The 18,890-nt window shown below is 58.5% G+C and carries 20 protein-coding genes; 13 read left to right on the plus strand and 7 right to left on the minus strand.

Annotated features, from left to right (window positions below; all coding sequences use genetic code 11):
- The first annotated feature begins 272 nt into the window (after positions 1–272).
- The 3 genes from ACO6TG_RS24120 (at position 273) to ACO6TG_RS24130 (ending at position 1,923) form a co-directional block, all read left to right on the plus strand.
- Positions 273–968, plus strand: a complete 696-nt coding sequence (locus ACO6TG_RS24120; protein ID WP_422375527.1) for a substrate-binding periplasmic protein — start codon at positions 273–275, stop codon at positions 966–968.
- 119 nt (positions 969–1,087) lie between these two features.
- The gene (locus tag ACO6TG_RS24125; protein ID WP_422375528.1) at positions 1,088–1,513 is read left to right on the plus strand and encodes a secondary thiamine-phosphate synthase enzyme YjbQ; all 426 of its coding nucleotides are present in this window, start codon (positions 1,088–1,090) and stop codon (positions 1,511–1,513) included.
- 113 nt (positions 1,514–1,626) lie between these two features.
- Positions 1,627–1,923, plus strand: coding sequence for a hypothetical protein (locus ACO6TG_RS24130; protein WP_422375529.1), 297 nt, complete (start codon positions 1,627–1,629; stop codon positions 1,921–1,923).
- Between the two features lie 8 nt (positions 1,924–1,931).
- Here the strand turns inward: ACO6TG_RS24130 and ACO6TG_RS24135 are convergent, their stop codons facing one another.
- The 4 genes from ACO6TG_RS24135 to ACO6TG_RS24150 form a co-directional block, all read right to left on the minus strand.
- Complete coding sequence (locus tag ACO6TG_RS24135) at positions 1,932–2,684, minus strand: SDR family NAD(P)-dependent oxidoreductase (RefSeq protein WP_422375530.1); 753 nt, start codon at positions 2,682–2,684, stop codon at positions 1,932–1,934.
- A gap of 54 nt (positions 2,685–2,738) precedes the next feature.
- Positions 2,739–3,179: a hypothetical protein gene (locus ACO6TG_RS24140; protein WP_422375531.1), complete on the minus strand. Its 441-nt coding sequence runs from the start codon at positions 3,177–3,179 to the stop codon at positions 2,739–2,741.
- A gap of 387 nt (positions 3,180–3,566) precedes the next feature.
- Complete coding sequence (locus ACO6TG_RS24145) at positions 3,567–3,821, minus strand: YdcH family protein (protein ID WP_422375532.1); 255 nt, start codon at positions 3,819–3,821, stop codon at positions 3,567–3,569.
- A gap of 132 nt (positions 3,822–3,953) precedes the next feature.
- Complete coding sequence (locus ACO6TG_RS24150; protein ID WP_422375533.1) at positions 3,954–5,546, minus strand: EAL domain-containing protein; 1,593 nt, start codon at positions 5,544–5,546, stop codon at positions 3,954–3,956.
- Positions 5,547–6,061: 515 nt separating this feature from the next.
- Here ACO6TG_RS24150 and ACO6TG_RS24155 point away from each other — a divergent pair.
- Both ACO6TG_RS24155 and ACO6TG_RS24160 read left to right on the plus strand, forming a co-directional pair.
- Positions 6,062–6,436: a VOC family protein gene (locus ACO6TG_RS24155; protein ID WP_422375534.1), complete on the plus strand. Its 375-nt coding sequence runs from the start codon at positions 6,062–6,064 to the stop codon at positions 6,434–6,436.
- Positions 6,437–6,478: 42 nt separating this feature from the next.
- A complete protein-coding gene (locus ACO6TG_RS24160; protein WP_422375535.1) occupies positions 6,479–7,180 on the plus strand; it encodes a helix-turn-helix transcriptional regulator in 702 nt (233 codons plus the stop codon).
- A 131-nt stretch (positions 7,181–7,311) separates the two neighbouring features.
- On the opposite strand, the gene ACO6TG_RS24165 is transcribed toward ACO6TG_RS24160, so the two are convergent.
- On the minus strand, positions 7,312–8,364 hold the full coding sequence (locus tag ACO6TG_RS24165; RefSeq protein WP_422375536.1) for an alpha/beta hydrolase family protein: 1,053 nt from the start codon (positions 8,362–8,364) through the stop codon (positions 7,312–7,314).
- 327 nt (positions 8,365–8,691) lie between these two features.
- Here ACO6TG_RS24165 and ACO6TG_RS24170 point away from each other — a divergent pair, with 327 nt between their 5' ends.
- Positions 8,692–9,279 (plus strand): TetR/AcrR family transcriptional regulator, encoded by a 588-nt coding sequence (locus tag ACO6TG_RS24170; protein WP_422375537.1) that lies wholly within the window; start codon positions 8,692–8,694, stop codon positions 9,277–9,279.
- A gap of 15 nt (positions 9,280–9,294) precedes the next feature.
- Here ACO6TG_RS24170 and ACO6TG_RS24175 read toward each other — a convergent pair whose 3' ends face one another.
- Complete coding sequence (locus ACO6TG_RS24175; RefSeq protein ID WP_422375538.1) at positions 9,295–10,317, minus strand: LacI family DNA-binding transcriptional regulator; 1,023 nt, start codon at positions 10,315–10,317, stop codon at positions 9,295–9,297.
- A gap of 86 nt (positions 10,318–10,403) precedes the next feature.
- On the opposite strand from ACO6TG_RS24175, the gene ACO6TG_RS24180 reads away from it, so the two are divergent.
- Positions 10,404–11,582, plus strand: a complete 1,179-nt coding sequence (locus ACO6TG_RS24180) for a phytanoyl-CoA dioxygenase family protein (RefSeq protein WP_422375539.1) — start codon at positions 10,404–10,406, stop codon at positions 11,580–11,582.
- A gap of 14 nt (positions 11,583–11,596) precedes the next feature.
- Here ACO6TG_RS24180 and ACO6TG_RS24185 read toward each other — a convergent pair whose 3' ends face one another.
- Positions 11,597–12,256: a DUF1194 domain-containing protein gene (locus tag ACO6TG_RS24185; RefSeq protein WP_422375540.1), complete on the minus strand. Its 660-nt coding sequence runs from the start codon at positions 12,254–12,256 to the stop codon at positions 11,597–11,599.
- Between the two features lie 215 nt (positions 12,257–12,471).
- On the opposite strand from ACO6TG_RS24185, the gene ACO6TG_RS24190 reads away from it, so the two are divergent.
- The 6 genes from ACO6TG_RS24190 to ACO6TG_RS24215 all read left to right on the plus strand — a co-directional run bounded on the left by ACO6TG_RS24190 (position 12,472) and on the right by ACO6TG_RS24215 (position 18,756).
- A complete protein-coding gene (locus ACO6TG_RS24190) occupies positions 12,472–14,010 on the plus strand; it encodes a glycosyl hydrolase (protein WP_422375541.1) in 1,539 nt (512 codons plus the stop codon).
- Positions 14,007–14,744 carry an HAD-IIB family hydrolase gene (locus tag ACO6TG_RS24195; protein ID WP_422375542.1) on the plus strand — a complete coding sequence of 246 codons (738 nt, stop codon included), beginning with the start codon at positions 14,007–14,009 and terminating at the stop codon, positions 14,742–14,744. Before ACO6TG_RS24190 ends, ACO6TG_RS24195 begins: the two co-directional genes overlap by 4 nt.
- Positions 14,745–14,850: 106 nt before the next feature.
- Positions 14,851–16,146, plus strand: coding sequence for a glycosyltransferase (locus ACO6TG_RS24200; protein WP_422375543.1), 1,296 nt, complete (start codon positions 14,851–14,853; stop codon positions 16,144–16,146).
- Between the two features lie 168 nt (positions 16,147–16,314).
- The gene (locus ACO6TG_RS24205; protein ID WP_422375544.1) at positions 16,315–16,593 is read left to right on the plus strand and encodes a PepSY domain-containing protein; all 279 of its coding nucleotides are present in this window, start codon (positions 16,315–16,317) and stop codon (positions 16,591–16,593) included.
- 77 nt (positions 16,594–16,670) lie between these two features.
- Positions 16,671–17,339 carry a response regulator gene (locus ACO6TG_RS24210; protein WP_422375545.1) on the plus strand — a complete coding sequence of 223 codons (669 nt, stop codon included), beginning with the start codon at positions 16,671–16,673 and terminating at the stop codon, positions 17,337–17,339.
- Complete coding sequence (locus ACO6TG_RS24215) at positions 17,329–18,756, plus strand: ATP-binding protein (RefSeq protein ID WP_422375546.1); 1,428 nt, start codon at positions 17,329–17,331, stop codon at positions 18,754–18,756. Before ACO6TG_RS24210 ends, ACO6TG_RS24215 begins: the two co-directional genes overlap by 11 nt.
- Positions 18,757–18,890 lie beyond the last annotated feature (134 nt).

The following is an 18,890-nucleotide window of genomic DNA, read 5'->3' on the forward strand; positions in this document are numbered from 1 at the left end:
GAAGCGATTGCAACCGAAGCTCAGGTTCCGGGAAGGGGGGAAAGGCATTGAACTGCCGGCAACCTGTGCGCGAAGCCCATCGAACAGGTGTCCCGTCCAGCAATTTGACACTTGCGCCCATATGGCGTGTTTTCTGGAGCATCCTGTCCGTTTCTACCTTTGGCGAGTGGTTTTTTAACGTGACCATGCCTTAACTGGCTGGCGGTTTGACCATTAGACGGCGGGTTATGAAATCGGTAACAGCATTTGCGATCGTGATCGGAATTTGGGGCATGACTACGGGTATTGGTCCCGGTGCCGCACAGGTACCGATCGATATCGTGACGGAGAACTATCCTCCATATGAAATGCAACAGGAAGAAAACGGTCTGCGCGGTTTTGACTATGAGGTCGCGGTGGAGGCGTTCACGCGCATGGGCTATGCGCCGACCATCCGCTTTCTGCCCTGGAAACGGGCATTGAATGAAGCTGAAACCGGCACTACTGCAGGCATTCTGACCTGTGCCAGGAATGCGGAGCGGGAACGTTTCATCCTGTTTTCCGACCCGATCAGCACCTATACCGATGCCTTTTTCAAACGCAGGGGACACGCCGGTCCGGACATTCGCGACGTCGCCGATGTCATTGGCCAACCTGTGGCCTCCATGGCGGGATACGAGAGTTTACGCGACCTGCGGGATATTGGAGCGAACCCGGTCGAAGTGCCCAACACGTTGAACGGATTGAACATGTTGCTGGCGCGGCGATTCGATTATCTCTATGGCAGCCGGGAAACCACCGAATACCTGATCAAGAAGAACGGTCTCTCCGAGGAATTCGACTTCATTCCACTTGATCAGGAGAGCTTTCATTTCTGCTTTTCGAAAGCCTATCCAGGTGTCGAGAAACTGGCTGAGGCTTTCAATGATGTTCTCGCCGAGATGCGGCGCGACGGTGCCTATGAAGCCATTCACGCCAAGTACCGGTAACCGGCTCTCCCAAAGGCGGCCTGTGGAACCGGACTTTTGAAAAGCAGTTTGACCAGCCTGCGGGCATTGGGCACGCTGTACGCTCCGCAGAGTTCCGCCGCAGACAAGAGTTCTCCCGCATGCAAACGACGTTTTCCCTGCGCACATCGGGCCAGGGCCTTTATGAGTTCACGGGCTCCATTGCCGGCTGGTTGGCTGAAAACGATGTGGCGGACGGCCTGCTGACACTCTTTGTCCGACATACCTCCTGTTCGCTGTTGATCCAGGAGAATGCGGATCCGGATGTGCAGCAGGACCTGAAAGCCTTTTTCAATCGTCTGGTGCCGCCCGCGGATGATCCGTCCATGTCCTATCTCACGCACACGCTGGAAGGCCCGGACGACATGCCCGCCCATATCAAGGCCGCCATGATGCCCGTTTCGCTTTCCATCCCTGTGACCAGCGGTCGGATGGTGCTGGGGACCTGGCAGGGGATCTATCTGTTCGAACATCGAACCAGACCGCATCAGCGCCAGATAGTGGCCCATTTTCAGAGCGAGCGCTAAGGGGTGCGCTTGAAAAATATACGGAATTCAGGGTTTTTGTGACGGTTGTCACACCACCTGCTGCCGATCGGCCTACCGTGATGAAACCTGTGTTTCACGAAAGGAGACCTTTAATGCGGCATCTACTGGTTTGTTCACTTTTGCTGTTTGCAGCACCGGCGCTGGCCGACAATGACCCGAACCGGCCGACGGACAAGATCGCCGCGGATCTGGGAGTTGAGGAAACCGTTTTCATCGATTGCTTCAAGCCGGTCAATCCGGAGCCGGGGAAATATCCGACCGGTGCTCAGCAGCGCGCCAACAAGGCCATCCTCCTGCCGTGCCTGCAAACCGCCAACCCGGCTATCACCAACGACCTTCTGGATACGGTTATGGACCGGTATCGGCCGGAAGGAGCGTTCCGAAAATAGCCTTGCCGCTAAGTCCGCAAGGCCGGCAATCCGACCCCGGTGCTTTCAAAGCCGCCATCGGCCGCAATGATCTGACCCGTGACATAACTGGCCTGATCAGAACACAGAAACGCAATGAGTTCGGCGATTTCCAACTCGCTGCCATACCGGTTCAACGGGATGGCGTCGTGATAGGCGTCGATGATGTCCTGGCTGTGAACCGCCATGGCCAGTTTGGTGCGCACGGGGCCGGGACAGACGCAATTGGCCCGGATGCCAAATTCGCCAAGCTCGGCTGCCTGCTGTTTGGTCAGCTGGATGACGGCGGCCTTGGAGGTTCCATAGGCGACCCGGAGTGTCGAGGCGCGCAGGCCTGAAATGGAAGCGATGTTGACGATGGCGCCCCGGGTGTCTTTCAGGGCCGGTGCGACGGCCTGGGAGACGAGAAAGACGCCATCCAGGTTCGTCTCCATGACCCGCCGCCACATGGCAAAATCCGTTTTGTCGATCGGGCCGAACTCCGCAACACCGGCATTGTTCACGACCGCATCGAGACCGCCGAACGCTGCAAGGATGGCCGGAACGGTTTCGTCAACGTCCGATGCGATTGAAACATCACAGAAGAAGGGCTTGGCGCCCTCCAGCCCTTCAGATGCCTTTGCCAGTTCGTCACGGTCGCGGTCCAGCATGGCGACCTGCCAGCCCTTGCCGAGCAACAACTTGCTGGTTGCCAGCCCGATGCCGCGGGCCGCTCCGGTGATGAGGGCAGTTTTGAGAGCCATGGGTCGAGGATCCGATAAGCTGATGGGAAGAGGGATTTTTGTTGTGCAGACCTGTCAACGCATGGACACGCAGACCCTGATGGCGCCGGCATTGTCCCACAGCGCAACATCCTTGTCGTTGATGCGGAAAGCATAGACGCCGGCGGGGTCGGCCGAATTGACGGCAAGGGCGGCAAATTCGGCAAACGGCACAATCCTGCCTGCCTGGTCACGCACCAGCATCTCGCCAAACGCATAGGACTGGTCGAACTTGTAGCCGTAGAGAGGTCCGAGTTTCTTGGCGTCCTGACCTGAATATCCGCGGGGACCGACGGGTTTGTAGAGACCGGTAATCACGCTCCAGCTGCCGGAAAAACCGACTTTTCGGATCTTGCCGCCAGGCAGGCTTAGCGTTTGCCAGCCCTTTTTCGACTGAACGGTCACACAATGGTCGGCAGCAAGGGCAGAGGACGGCAGAAACAGAAGCAGAAGCAAGAGAAAACGCGCAAATGCCATGACTGGCTCCGGTAAGAGGTGCATTCGGAGCTAAGCAGTCGAGCGGTATTCGCGTCAAGACAGACATGCGGCGAAAGGCGCTTGCTCACGCAAGCTTCACGCACACTTGCCTTGTAAGTATTGACGGGCGTTCCCACATCTCTTCATGAACGATGAGGGTCGTTCCTCCCCAGACTGGCGCCGGGCTTTGTGAAAGCTTCGGCGCCTTCTTTTTTGGTCGGCCAAGTTGTTGTAGGCTTCGCCCTGGGCAGGCTTTCGCCTGCTGTAAATCAGACTCCACCGCGCATCTCGGACGGCAGGGGCTTTGTCGTGGAGGGGTGAAGGTGGTGGCCCGCGCCGTCGGACGGGGACGGCGCGGGCTCTAACACCGGCCTGAAAAGGAGGGGCTCAGGACGCGGTGTTAGCCGCAGCCGCCAGAAGGGCAGCAATCTGATCTTTCAAGTGCAGTCGCTTCTTTTTCAGGTCCTCCAGGACCTCGTCCGATGCCGGCGCGACATCCGTCTCGATCCGGTGCACTTCGCGATTGATCGTGTGGTACTCATCTGCGAGCCGGGCGAAGTGGGCATCGTTTATTTTCAGATGGTGCAGGGCTTCTGCAGCTTCCGGGAATTCTTCGTGTAGTTCGTGTGGCACGTGGCTCATTCTTGCCTCCTTTTGAGACCCTCAAAGTGCCGCCAACGGCTTTGAAGCACCTTGAGACAGATCAATCGGAGACGTATTCCCTCGTGTGAATTCCCGAGGGCGGTCATGCGTGAACAGCCAGCGGCGGCAATCTCACGTGTTCTGCACGGGCGACAGCTTTGGCAGCCTGCCTTCGGCCGGCATTTTTTCCTTGAGGCTCTGTTCAAGCAAATAGAGTGAGAAATCCCGGATCGGCATCGGCTTGGCGAAATAATAGCCTTGCGCGTAGTCCACCTTCCGGTTCCGCAATGAGGTCAACTGTTCAAAAGTTTCAACGCCTTCCGCGCAGACCCGCATGCCATGTGCGTCGGCGATGTCAAGGATCGCATGGATAATGGCGACGCGCGTGCTTTCAAGGCTCGACCCCAGGTCATCCACGAACATCTTGTCGATCTTGACGAGATCCGGGTTCAGCGCCTTGATCTGGGCGAGATTGGAATATCCGGTGCCGAAATCGTCGATCGAGATCAGGCAGCCGATGCTGCGCAGATATTCCAGCGATTTGGCGATGCTGGTACCGGTTCCGATTCCGGTCTCGAGAATTTCGCAGTTCAGGGAAATTTGCGCATCGGTTGCGGTCTGGAAAACCGGCGACTGGATCACCGTCTGGATCTGCTCGTCATCCAGGTCCGCCTGGAAGAAATTGACACCGACCTTGAATCCCGGTCTCCCGGCAAGCAGGGGGATAAGGTTCTCCAGCGCCTTTTGAATGATAATCTCGGTGAACTCCCAGGTCAGGTTCTGATCCTGAATTATGGAGATGAATTCGTCCGGGAAAAGCTTGCCCTGCGCATCCTCGAAACGGGCCAGGACTTCGCAGCCGTCACATTTCATCGTTGCGAGTGTCACGATCGGCTGGAAATGCGGCTCGAAACCCTTGCCGCCATTTCGGATGGCGCGCCGTATTCGGCCTGTCGGACTGTTGTGCAGGCGGATTGTACGGCTCACTCTTTGGCAAACCAGATATCCGGTGATGAGACTGAAGATCGCGAAGATCGAGAGCAGCAGGCCATTGTCATTCAAAACCCGGCTGGCGGGAATCATCGTGAGGTAGCAGAGCCTTATGTTTCCGGGGCCGCAGGCCTGGGCGTAGACATGGCCGAATGCCGGCCCGAAACTGTTGCCATAATGGGTCAGCAGCCCGGGATTGCCATTGGCAAGATAGCGCACGGAATATGGATCTGACTTCCCTGAGACGTAAAAAAGGTCGTCTTCGGCCGTCGCCAGGTTTCCGGTCTGGAAAAAGGACACGCCGTAGCGCCCCTTCTTGATCAAGGTGACCCTGTCGACACCGTCCGCATGGCTGAAAGGAACCCGGTACCAGGTTTCACGTCCGTCCCTGAACAGAACCGCCTTTTCCGGCGGGCCGAAGTCGTGAGGCGGGTCAAACCGGCCGAAGCTGGAGGAACACGCCGCCCGGGTGCCGCCATCGGGGAAGAACCAGATATTGGTGATGTGATTGTCTTTGAAAACAAGCGTATTGAGCTTCTTCAGATGAGCAGGGCCGCAATCTGCGCCGGACAGCTTTTCCAGTTGGGCGTAGAGCTGGTTGCCGCGGTCGATATTGGCGAGCCAGACGTCCAGAAGCGCCGCGGTCTGTTTGTGCAACTCCCGTTGCGCGTCAAATGCCAGACCCGTCCAGGCCATAACCATCATCACGGCAACCGTCGTCAGGCCTGCGAACACGCCTGTCAATTTCGGTCGGTTTATGAACGTTCTTCCAAGGCGTGTCATGTATCTGCCAGCTTTTCGGAAAACCAGCTAACGCCTATCTGATTAAGATCAGGTCAATTGGTAGCATTAACGATGCTTAACCTCCGGAAATTGTATCCCAGCTCGGTCGAATTGCAGATTTTCATCGCAAAAAGCCGACTTTCCGTTGATGCGCTGCGCAATCTCAAGGGAAAGATCCTTTCTGCGAACACCAGACCCTGATCCCACAGACCTGTTGCCGACTTGGCGAGGGCGACAATCTCCGTATCCTCAAGACACTCAAAAATTGCATATCTCATCAAGCGCACCCATTTTTCAAAAGTGATCTCGGCCTGTCAGGCCTAGATCTTTTCTAAAGAAATAGCGCCAGTCTTTATTTGCGATTACTTGACCTTAGGGAAAGTGAAAAAGTGTCTTTCTCCTGACAGAAGGCTGTCAGCAGGGGGTTGATAAGGTGATCCTCATCACAGCACGAAGGGAGACTTTCCATGACTTTCACACCCGATCACTTCAACGTCTGGATGGAGATTCCGGTCTCGGATCTGGACAGGGCGGTCAGCTTTTATAATGACGTTTTCAAAACGGAGCTTAGACGTGTCACTGACATGGGACCAAACGAATTTGCAATCTTCCCTGCGAAAGAGCAGGGTGGAGTTGCCGGTCATCTTTACCCTGGAAAGCCGGCTGAAAAAGGAACCGGGCCGACCATTCATCTGGCCTGCCCGGACAGTCTCGAAGCAACCATGGAACGATTTGCCAATGCTGGCGGCAAAGTCATTTCCGACCCGGTCGCCATTCCAGCGGGCCGATTTGCCTACGGCATCGATCCGGACGGCAATTCAATCGGCCTGTTCGCGGCCTGACGGGGACCGGGCAGCTCGCCAGCTCCTGAAGGAGCTGGCAGCATGAGGCGCGCCGACCGCTTGTTCCAGATCGTGCAGTACCTGCGCGGCGGCCGGCTCGTCCGGGCACGTCAGTTGTCCGAATGGCTGGAAGTATCCGAACGCACCATCTATCGCGACGTCGCCGACCTTCAGGCGTCAGGGGTTCCGATCGAAGGTGCCGCCGGTGTCGGCTATATCATGCGCGATGGTTATGAGCTGCCCCCGCTCATGTTTACCCGCGATGAAATTGTTGCCCTTCTGGCAGGCGCAAGGCTTATCCGCGCCTGGGGAGGTGCTGCCATGGCCAGGGCGGCCGAAGAGGCCATGATCAAGATCGATGCGGTTCTGCCCGACAAGATGCGGGTGCGGCAGAACGAGGTCGAGATCCATGCCTTCGCGCCCGAAATGACGCCGCAGGTGCGGGCGCATATCGATTTCCTCGAAACTGCTTCGGACGCGCGCAAGCGCCTATCCATTGCCTATTGCGACGGCAAGGGTGAACCGAGCCACCGCTCCATTCGGCCGCTCGGGCTCTGGTTCTGGGGCAAGGTCTGGACACTGGTGGCCTGGTGCGAGCTGCGTCGGGACTTCCGCATGTTCCGGCTGGACCGGATCTCGGAACTTCGCGACCTTGGCGACAAGTTCGAGGCCGAGCCGGGAAAGACCCTCAAGGATTTCTACAGATCCATGGAGCAGGACGGGTATCAGCGCCTTGGTAGCTGACCCTCTCGCACCGGACACGGCCGCTGCATCGAGATGACCATCCTTGCCGCGTGCCTCTGTTGCAGGAATTTGAACCGTATCTGACATGCGTTGCCTGTCGGTACGGTTCAAGTTTTATAAGATCCTGTTTTTCAACGGGAATTTGTCACCTTGTCGAGCCAGGACGTCAGTGCCTCCAGTGCGGAGGGATCGATGGTGGTCCTGATCTGAAGATACTCCGAAATGCGTCCGGTCGTTGTCGGTTGAAACAGATGGTTCAAACCCGGCAGGATGAGGGTTTCCGAATTTGGATGCTGCAGCAGTGCCTGCATAACCGGTGCATTTTGAGATGCCGAAACCTGGAGATCGTGTTCTCCAAACAGGGCCAGAACCGGCACATCAAGAGACTTTAAAGACGGTCGGGGATCGTAATCGGCATATTCGATGGCCCACGGGGTCGCCCAGGCGGCGAGGTTCTCTTTGGTCGTGGCCTTGTTTGCCCCCGCCTCCTTCAGCAACAGCGGCAGCGTCACATGCAGGTCCGCAGGTGTCTTTGCAGCCCGAATCGCTTCCGTCAGATCCCTGACGAGATTGACCTCTCTCAGAATGGTCTCTTCGTCCAGACCTTCCGACTGGGCAATATCGGCGACCTGTGTGGTCATGACGTCCGGCAACAGCGGCAGGGCTGGGCCGGCCAGAAACACCTGAAAACTTGCCGGTGTGTGCATTTGTGCCAAGGGCGCGATGTAGCCGCCTTCCGAGTGGCCGAGATACCCTGTCCGGTCCGCATTCACCCGCGGGTGGGACTGCAGAAAGGCCAGCGCGGCAGCGGCATCGGCGGCAAAATCGGACGCGGTCGCCGCCGCGTAGTCGCCGGTGCTTTTTCCATGACCGCGGTCGTCATATCTGAGGACGCCATATCCCGCGCGCGTAAGATGATCGGACAGCACCAGAAAAGGTTTATGCCCAACGAGCTCCTCATCCTTGTTCTGGGGCCCTGAGCCGGTAATCAGAACGATCGCGGGGACCTTGTCATCGCCTTTCGGAAGTGTCAGTTCGGCGTCCAGCAGGACACCGTCAGCCCCACCGGGCAGACTGACGGCTTCGACGATATAGTTCCGCTCCTGAGGTGTTTGCGGCCGGTCGATCACGCCGAAGGCGGCCATGTAGCCGGACACCGTTGCAAAAAAGAGGCTGATCTTCATGAAAACTCCCGGACATTATGCGCCAAAGGCACAGGAAAGCGCTGATCTCCAAGCCGCCTCGCCTTGAGACGTATTTCAGCCCGCCGAAACAAGCTTTCACAATTGGTCTCATGGAAGGCTTCGCTGTCGCGGCCATCGAACCCGTGTTAGATTTGGATGAACGAGTGTTCGTTCTTTACTTGGGGAGGTGTTTTTTGAATTGCAAGGGCAGGGCGAACCTGAAATGACCGTTCTTGAAACGGGTCTCTTTTCTCCGCCAATGCCAATCGTCGATTGGTATTCTCGAAAGAGGGCCTTCAGACCAGTTGAGGAACTTGAAAGAGATTGATGCCGGAAAAAGACCTGAAACACTCCGTCCGTTCGGAAAAACTCGCTGAGAGACGTGCGCATATCGTGGAAACCGCAGCAGCGCTCTTCATCGAGAAGGGCTTTCACCAAACAGGCATGCGTGACATCGCCGGCAGGGCCGGCATCAGTCTTGGCAATCTCTACAATCACTTCAAAGGCAAGGGCGACATCATAGTCGCGATTGCGGATGTGGAAGCAGAGGAGCTGGAGCCCCTGTTGCGCCCCCTCGAGGCGGCTTGCAAGGCGGATCCGGATCTGCTTGCGGATTTTGTCGAACGCTATTTTCAGCTGACCTCGTCGCCTGCCTATGCCGCCCTGAGTGCCGAGATCATCGCGGAACTGTTTCGCAATCCGGTCGTCGCGGTATCCTTCGAGGCGTCGCGCATGCGGTTGATCGCAGCAGTCAGCAGCTGCCTGCCGGACGCGCTGGGCGAAGCGGAAGCTGAGCTTGTGATCAGCCTGGTGGAAAGCGCAGGCCTGAACGCGGTTGGAAAGAAGGGGCCGGAAAAGGACATCATGCTCCAGGCGCTGCTCGGCTTCGTGGAGCGTGCCGTGAAGGTTGCCTGAAATTGGCGTGGGCGCTCAGATCTTCCTTGGCAGGTTCGCGGGGGTGATGATCTGAATGTCGCTGGAAGAATAAGAAGGGGCGGTTCCGAGCCCATGAAAGGCCAGCAGATGGCGAAAGGCTGCGCGCATGTCTGCCTTCAGGTCATGGTGCAGCACAAATGTCAGTCGGCCGTTCTGAAGCAGCTCCAGATTGTCTTCATCAAGATCATGAGCGACATAGACATTCGGCACTGCACCTGCCTGGTCAAGCGCTCCAAGAACCGCCAGATTGCCACCGCCCATGGAATAGACGCCACTTATTTCAGGCGTGTTTTTCAACTGTTGCGAAACTTCGGCTCCTGTCTCCGGATTAAGGCCGCCACCGCCGCTGGCGTCCAGGATTGCGAGACCGGGGCGCAATCTTTGAAGTTCTGCGCGAAACCCGCGAAAGCGCACCTCTTCACCTTGAAAGGCGTGTTGGCTGAGGGTGATGAGCACGACACCAGGGCGTGCTCCCAGAAGCTTGTGCATCAGATAGGCGGCTGTCCGGCCAGCACTTGAATTATCGAGCCCGGCATAGGCGATCCGCTCCGAGCCGGGACAGTCGGTAAAGATCGTGACGACGGGGATGTTCTTCTGCCGCAGCGCAGTGATAGCTTCACGGACGGCATCTGTGTTGCGGGCCTTGAGACAGACGCCCTGGCTGCCTCTCTTGCCGATCCGGTTGAAGAGACTTTTCAGATCCGCTTCCGACCGTGTCTCTGCAAAAGCAAAGCGGGGCCGGATGGCTGCCGGATGCAGGTCAGGTAAAATGGCTTCGGTGGCTTTCCTGATTTCCCGGCTGAAACGGTTGGGAGCTTCCACAACGATGTCGAAAAACAGCCGGCGGCCCCTGGCGGAAAGCTGTCCTTCCTGCGCAATCAGTTCCCGGATCGCATCCTGCACCCGCCGCCGCGTTTGCGGACTGACGTTGGGCCGGTCGTTCAGAACACGATCTATGGTCGCCGTGCTCAATCCCGACTGGAGAGCGATCTCCTTGACTGGAAAACGATGGGTCATTTGATGGATTCTTGATGGGTTTTATCGTCAGCGTCAAACGCGTTTTTTGCTAGCCTTGAAGACAACAACAGCCTGGGAGGACGGCCATGGATCAACTTGTTCGGGCAAATGCCTATTTCGATGCCCGCAGCTGCCACATCGATGACTTTGAAAAACTGATTTCGAGGACCTTGCACCAAGAGGATGCACCCCACGCAAAGCGCATCGTTGCAAACGTGCCTGTCTACGAGGTCGCAGATCTTGGAGAGCATTTGGCGGGAGTTGAAGGGCGCCGTGCATTGATGGCGGAGTGGGCCTCGGTCCTGAAGGACAAGTCCGGTGTGCTTGTTCTGGAAGGTGCCTATGCCGACACAGGGCCGATCGATCGGGCAAGCGCCGTCTATGAACAGGTGATTGCCGAGGAAAAAGCCCGTTCGGCGGGCGGTGCCGATCACTTTGCTGCTGCTGGCGCGAATGACCGTGTCTGGAATTCCCTGCAAAAGCTGTGTCTTCGTGCCCCGGATGTCTTTGCGGACTATTTTGCCAACAGGGCCATCGACACGGTCTGTGAAGCCTGGCTGGGTCCGAATTACCAGATGACGGCACAGGTCAATCTGGTGCGGCCGGGGGGGCAGGCACAGCAGGCTCACAGGGACTATCACCTCGGATTTCAGTCCGAAGAGACCTGCGCTCTTTACCCGGCCCATGTCCACGACCTGTCGCCGGTCATGACCCTGCAGGGAGCGGTCGCCCATACCGATATGCCGGTTGAAAGCGGTCCAACCAAGCTGCTGCCATTTTCCCAGAGGTATCGGCCGGGCTATGCCGCTTATCGACTGGAGGCTTTCAAGAACCTCTTTGAAGAGCGCTGTGTCCAGTTGCCGCTCGCCAAGGGGGACGCCGTCTTTTTCAGCCCGGCCCTGTTTCATGCCGCCGGCGCGAATACCAGCAGCGACATCCAGCGCATGGCCAACCTGCTGCAGGTCTCATCTGCCTTCGGCCGCGCCATGGAGACGGTCGACCGGCAAACCATGTGCAAGGCGCTTTATCCGGTTCTTCTGGCACGCGTTGCGAAAGGAGATCTGGGTAGAAGCAGTTTGCTGGCCACCGTTTCGGCCTGCGCGGAAGGATATTCCTTCCCGACCAATCTCGATCGGGATCCGCCGGTGGGTGGCCTTGCGCCTGAAACACAGAAGCAATTGTTTCTCAGGGCGCTTGAGGAAGGGATGTCGGCAGACGCGTTTGAAACGGCCCTGAACGCTCAGCAGGACCGGCGCCGGGCCTGAAGGGTGTCGCAGCCCTACCGGACCGAGGCATAGCCGTTGCCGAAGATTTCGCGCAGCAACTTGCGTTTCATGGCAGCGGCATAGTCCCGGTAGGTGGCGGCGGTTTCGATAAAGGCGCCGGGGCCCCGGATGACATTCGCGCGGTAATACCGTACGGGAGCCGCGTCCGGCCCGGCAATCACCAGACCGTTGACGGTGACACCTTCAAAATCAAAGGCCTTATAAGCGCTTGCCGGTCCGAAGCCGTCATTGTTGATGCCGTCACCGGCCACGTCGATGACTTTGCGGGCACAAGGCTGCGGTGCGGCGCCAAGCTGCACAGCGGCGTGTCCGAGCGCATAGCCGATGGCGGTTGGAAACTCGGTATAACCGCGCGGCGACCTGCGGATGGTCTCCGCCGCGACCGCGGCACTTTGCAGATCGGTGAGATGGCTCCAGCCGAGCTGTTGCAGTTGCTGGTATCGGCCACTCCACTCGAAGCTTGTGACCCAGATGCCACCCACGGCCTCGATTGCCTGAACGACATCCGGGTCGCGCAACGCGTCTGCAAGCCCGTTCAGCTGCAGCGCATGTTCGCGCGCATCGACACTGGCCGAGCCGTCCATCGCCAGCACAAGCGCCAGCGAACAGGCTCGGGCCGAATTGGGCAGAAGGAACAGAAGGGCTGTCACCATGCAAAGCAATCGTCCGGCCACTACCGGCCGAAGAAGAGAAGAAGCGATGCGCTCCGGGCTTTGCATTCGGGTACAGGACGTCATGACCTGATTTTAGAGCCATCGCCCGGCTTGGCAAATTTGGAAGCTGCCCTTGCCGGCTGACATCATGTTGCACTGCAAATTTTTTCCGGTGGACCCTTGAACCTGACAGGACAACTCGGCAGGGTGAGGGCATGTATGCATCACACGGATTCCTGCGGTCGGACATCGGGGACGTCGATGTCGTTTTCCATGGCGGCCTCTATCATCTGTTTCATCTGGTGCTGCCCAATCACGATTTCATAGCCCATGCGGTCAGCACGGACGGGATGACCTGGCGCCGGGTCAAGAATGCGCTTTTTGTCGGCGAGCCGGGTGAGTGGGACGACGACATGCTCTGGACCATGCATGTCACGCCGGATCCCGACAGACCGGGCGACTGGCGCATGTTCTATACCGGTCTGGCCCGGTCGGAATACGGCCGCGTGCAGCGGGTCGGCCTGGCGCGATCCAGCGATCTTTATCAGTGGGAACGCTGCAACCACGGCCATTATCCGCTTGAGATCCCAGCGCCCCATTACGAAAGCTCGATTGACGAAGGCCGGAAGTGGGTCAGTTTCCGGGACCCTTTCTTTTATCAGGATCCGCAGACGGGTGAGCGCTTGCTGCTGAGTGCCGCGCGGGTCAAGGACGGGCCGATAATCCGCCGCGGATGTGTCGGACTGGCGCGGGAAACGGCTCCCGACGTGTTTTCCTTCGAAGCGCCGCTGTATCGGCCGGGCCTATACGATGACGTCGAGGTGCCGAACCTGTTTCAGCTCGACGGACGCTATTACCTGATGGGATCGATCCGCGAGGACACCAAGATCCATTACTGGTATGCCGAAGCGATCGAAGGGCCGTACCAGAACTTCTTCGACAATGTCATCCTGCCCACGGGCAACTATGCCGGCCGTATCTGCCAGGCAGAAGACCGCCTGTTGCTGTTCAACTTCTTCTCCAAGACCGAACATGTCTACGGTCGCGAAGTGGTCAAGAAACTCCTGCCGCCACCGAAGGAAGTGGTGACGGACAGGGCTGGGCGCCTGAAGCTGAAGTCCAATTCGGGGTTTGACGCCCTGGTCACCGGACGCGAAATCGTCACGGCGACCTACCAGGTCAAATATCTCTACGACAACCCGCATGCCAACGCCGTCGACCGTCCCGATGGTCTGCATCTGTCCTGCAAGAGCGGCTACGAGGCCTTCATCCTGCCGGGGCAGCATGAGGATTTCCGCCTCAGATCCATGTTGATGCTCGAGGGCCTTGGCAAGACCGGGCTGGTGTTGCGCATGAACGACGAGGGCGATGGCTATTACCTGTCGCTCGACCTCGTGAATGGCATCGCCCAGATCCGGGCCTGGGGCGCCAATCCGACACCTGAATTCGAGCATGCCTTCCGTTACGCTCCGCTCCAGGAGGCCCATTTCCGCGGCAGCGACCACGGCCCATGGCAGATCGAGGTTGTCGCCCACGGCATGTATCTCGAATTTTCCATCGATGGATATGTCGTCTTGTCGCTGGTCGACGACAGCTTTGCCGAAGGCGGGATCGGGTTTTACACCGAAAGCGCCGCCGTCTGCCTGAAGGATCTGCATGTCGAAACGCTCAGTCGTCCTGTCAGCGAAAACGCCGTGGAGGCGGTTTATACGGCGACCCGCAGAGCCCCCGACACGGAGGCGGAAGGCTGGTGAGGGAGCCTGGCAGCAAAGACGGGCCATGGCTTCTTGTCAGCGACATCGACGACACGCTGACCGGTGACCGGGCGGCGCTGGATCGACTGTGGCGGACCCTGAAAGCGAGGAAGAATCGGCTGCGGCTTGCCCTGAATTCGAGCCGTCCGGCGGTCAGTGTCGATAAGACGCTCGCGGATGACTTTCCCGAAGGGTTTCACCCCGATGCGGTCATCACCGGTCTTGGCACCGAAATACGCCTTGGGGGATCTCATCTGGACGGCTGGCGGCAACAGTTTTCCAGTTGGCCCGACAAGGAAGTGCGAAGGCTTGTCATGGAGCTGGGATACCATCCACACGACGACATCTTCCAGACGGGTGGCAAGGCGAGTTTCGCCGTCCCCGGACAAGACGATGTCGACCGTGTTCTGGAAAGTCTGCGCCGGTCCGGCATCGACTTCAGGTCGATCTACTCCGGCAAGAGTGACCTCGACATTCTGGCTCCCGGCGCTGGCAAGGACGCCGCAATGCGCTATCTGGCTGACCAGCTCGGCATTCCCATTGAACGAACGGTGGCGGCAGGCGATTCCGGCAATGATCTTGCGCTGTTCGAAGCTGCCGGCAAGGCCATTGCGGTCGGAAATGCGCGGCGCGAACTGCTCTTAGGCCTGCCCAAAGACAAGACCTATCTGGCAAAGGCACATCACGCCGCCGGAGTTGAAGAAGGGCTGACTGCGTTCGGCATTCTGCCGTAACTCGCCGAGAGATGACTAAACCCGCCGGCAACGGGCGGGAGACATCGAGCCAAACAAAACTGCCTGGGAAGACGGAAATGAACGCTCACAGGAAAGGTTGACTGGCATGACCAAACAAAACATCGGATCGCTCTTGATGATCTCGCTGCACGGCTATGTGGCGGGATCGCCGGAGCTTGGCAAACCGGACACGGGCGGCCAGGTCGTCTTCGTGCTGGAACTGGCGAAACGCTTTGCCCGGCTAGGCTATCGGGTCGATGTGCTGACCCGGCAGTTCGAGGATCAGCCTGCCGAAGATATCGTCAACGAGAACCTGCGCGTGGTGCGGATTCCCTTCGGAGGCAAAGCGTTCATCCGCAAGGAAGACATGCACGAGTGGTACGGCGATTTTGTCACCAATACGCTTGCCATGATCCGTCATCGCAAGCTGGAATATGACGTGATCAACTCCCACTACTGGGATGCCGGTGTTGCCGGCCAGAAGATCGCCGAGGAACTCCAGATCCCCCATATTCACACGCCGCATTCGCTCGGCTGGTGGAAACAGCATGACATGGCTGGAGCGGCGGCTGAGGAAATGGCCGGCTATCGCTTTGAGGAGCGTATCCAGAAGGAATTTGTGCTGTATCGCAATTGCGACCACATCATCGCCACGACGGAACAGCAAACCGACCTCATCGTCGAGCATTACCAGATGCCGAAGGATCATATCACCATGATCCCTCCGGGGATCGACGAAGGTCGGTTCACTCCGGCGACACCTGACAATGTGGCGGCGGCGCGCCGAAAGCACGATTTCCGCGAAACCGATATCTACGTTGTCGGTCGCGCGGCCGAGAACAAGGGCTACGACCTTGCCATTGAAGCTCTGCCGAGCCTTTTGAAACTGCAGCCCGAAGCGCGACTCGTCCTGGCCGCGGGAGCGAATTCGCAGAGTGACAAGGAGCTCCTGGCGCAGTGGAAACAGGTCGCCGCGGACAAGGGCGTTTCCGATGCGATCAGCTGGCGTGGCTATGTCGCAGATGAAGACCTGGCGGATTTCTATCGCGGTCCCGGCATATTTGCTCTGCCGTCACGCTATGAACCTTTTGGCATGACAGCTGTCGAAGCCATGGCCTGCGGTACGCCCACGGTTGTGACCATTCACGGCGGCCTGTTCGAGCAGATCGATTTCGGCCGCCATGCCCTGGTCGCCGATCCGAAACGCCCGGAAGAGTTTGCCGTCATGCTCAACATGCCGATGCAATATCCCTGGCTGCGTGAAACGCTTTCCGTAGAAGGGGCCCGCTTTGCCCGTCGCGTCTTCGGCTGGACCGGGATTGCGCGACGGACCCTGCAGGTTTTCGAGCACTTCAAGGGTCGCTATGACGACCTCAAGACCGACGAACTGGTGATGGGATAGGCCGCATTGCCGGCGCTTCGGATTGCCAGTGACCATCACCAGGGAGCACGGCGTCCGTCTTCGGTGGGCGCCAAGGTGTTCGCCGTGGCAAACGCATTTTTTTGAAAGGCAGAATGGCCGGTTCAGCTTGCGTTCAGGTGGAATTGATTACACCTTGCACAAGACTTCGTGAGCAGAACCGGAATCATCGACGTGAAACAGATTGTCGCCTTTTTCATCCTGATCTTCGCGCTGGTCGCGCCTGCCCAGGCCGCCTGCCTGTCACAAGGCCAGGCCCAGCAGGTCGTGGCAAGTGGCAAGGCGGCAACGTTTGGCGCCGTGCGCGGCAGTGTCAAAGGCGAGGTCCTCAAGGCGCAACTGTGCCAACAGGGCGGCGGCTATGTCTACGTGGTTTCGGTCAAGAACGGCAGCAAGGTGACAACCGTCACAGTCAATGCCAGCAGGTAGCCTTTAAAGGACGCCAGGCTCTCCCTCATTGATCGGAACGTCTCCGGTTTCAGCCCAGTTTTTGAAAAGTCAGACCTATGCGCATCCTTGTTGTTGAAGATGATACCGACCTGAACCGCCAGCTCGTCACCGCACTGGAGGAGGCGGGTTATGTGGTCGACAGCGCGACGGATGGCGAAGACGGCCATTTCCTGGGGGACACCGAACCCTATGACGCGGTTGTCCTCGACCTTGGCCTGCCGACCCTGGACGGTCTGTCGGTTCTGGAGAACTGGCGCCGGGACGGGCGCACGATGCCGGTTCTCATTCTGACGGCGCGTGACCGCTGGTCGGACAAGGTTGCGGGCATCGATGCGGGTGCTGACGACTATGTCGCAAAGCCGTTCCACATGGAAGAAATCCTGGCACGGGTCCGTGCCCTTGTCCGGCGCGCCGCCGGCCATGCTTCCAACGAACTTACCTGCGGATCTGTTCGCCTTGACCTGCGGGCCGGAAAGGTCACCGTTGACGGCAGTTCCGTGAAACTGACCTCGCATGAGTATCGGCTGCTGTCCTACCTCTTGCACCACCAGGGCAAGGTGATCTCCAGAACCGAGTTGACCGAGCATCTGTACGATCAGGATTTCGACCGTGATTCCAACACGGTGGAGGTGTTTGTCGGGCGGCTGCGCAAGAAGATCGGCTCCGATATGATCGAAACCATCCGCGGCCTCGGCTATCGCCTCGGAGCGGCGAGTGACGACTGACCCCACAGGAGAAGACGCGGACCGGACGGCAGCCCGGCCGCAGCGGTCGCTGGCCACCCGTCTGGTTGTTGTGGCCGCGGTCTGGTCCATCATCGCACTGGCGCTGGCCGGTGTGTTCCTGGTGAGCCTTTATCAGCGCTCGAGCGAGCGCGCGTTTGATGCCCAGCTCGACGTGCATATCAAGGCCCTGATTGCGGAGATGCTTGAAACCGACACGACCTTTGTGTCGGGTGTCGCCAAAACAACCGTGACGGAACCGACCTATCGCGGAGACCCGCGCTTTTCGTTGCCGCTGTCGGGCTGGTACTGGACGGTACGGGAAGGCGACAGCCAGACCATCCTTTATGCCTCCGATTCACTTGTCGGCGATCCTCTGAACACACCGCCCATGGGAGATGCGGAGGAAAGCGCAGGGTTCATCGCCGGCCCGACGGGCGATGAAATTCGTGTCCTGCAGCAGAAAATCTCGATCGAGGATACGCCCTACGTCATTGCCGTGGGGGCTGCGACAGCCGGGTTCTGGGCGGATATTTCCGAATTCGCCCGCCTGGTAACGCTAACCCTGTGCCTTGTCGGTCTTGGCCTGATCCTCGCAATCTTCTTTCAGGTCAAGGTCGGGCTGCGGCCGCTGTTTCGCCTGAAGGCATCGCTTGCAGCGGTGCGTCAGGGCGATGCCGACAAGATTGACGAAGCCCTGCCACGAGAAATTGCACCTTTGGCCGTGGAGCTCAACGCCTTGATTGTCTCCAACAGGGAGATCGTTGAACGAGCCCGGACCCATGTCGGCAACCTGGCCCATGGTCTGAAGACGCCACTGTCGGTGATTTCCAACGAGGCGCGCGCGTCTGGGGGAAACCTTGCAGAAAAAGTCTCGGAGCAGGCCGCAATCATGTCGACCCAGATCCAGCACCACCTGGAGCGGGCGCGCATGGCGGCGCAGCGCCGGGTCATCGGGGTGTCCTGCGACACCGAACCGGTCCTCGCCCGGTTGATTCGCGCCATGGGCAAGATTTATCGCGACAAGGGCGTCGAACCGGAGTTTCAGCAGGCCGTTGCCATTCGGTTTCGCGGAGAGGCCCAGGATCTTGAAGAGATGAGTGGCAACCTTATCGACAATGCCTGTAAATGGGCTGGTTCCCGCGTGCGCGTGCGAGTTAATGCCCTGGACGATCCAGCCACCAATCGGGATATGTTCGAAATCATTGTTGAAGACGACGGACCGGGATTGACCCCTGATCAGCGCGCCGAAGCGGTGAAACGCGGCCGTCGCCTTGATGAAACGGTCCCCGGTACCGGGCTGGGCTTGTCGATTGTTGCCGATCTTGCTGGACTCTATGGCGGCAGTTTCACGCTTGACGGATCGGACCTTGGGGGATTGAAAGCCCGCCTGGTGCTCCCGGCATTGCGCATGGAATAGGGGACGGAAAATGGATCGCGAGAGCGTCTGTTGACCGGACTGTGATAGAATGTGACGCAGATCACAGGAATAAAGGCTAGGTTGTGGCCAAGTTCGGCCACAAATTGAAAATATCACTGATTCACCAGCCGGTG

Source organism: Roseibium sp., from assembly GCF_965233565.1.
Taxonomy (GTDB): Bacteria; Pseudomonadota; Alphaproteobacteria; order Rhizobiales; family Stappiaceae; genus Roseibium.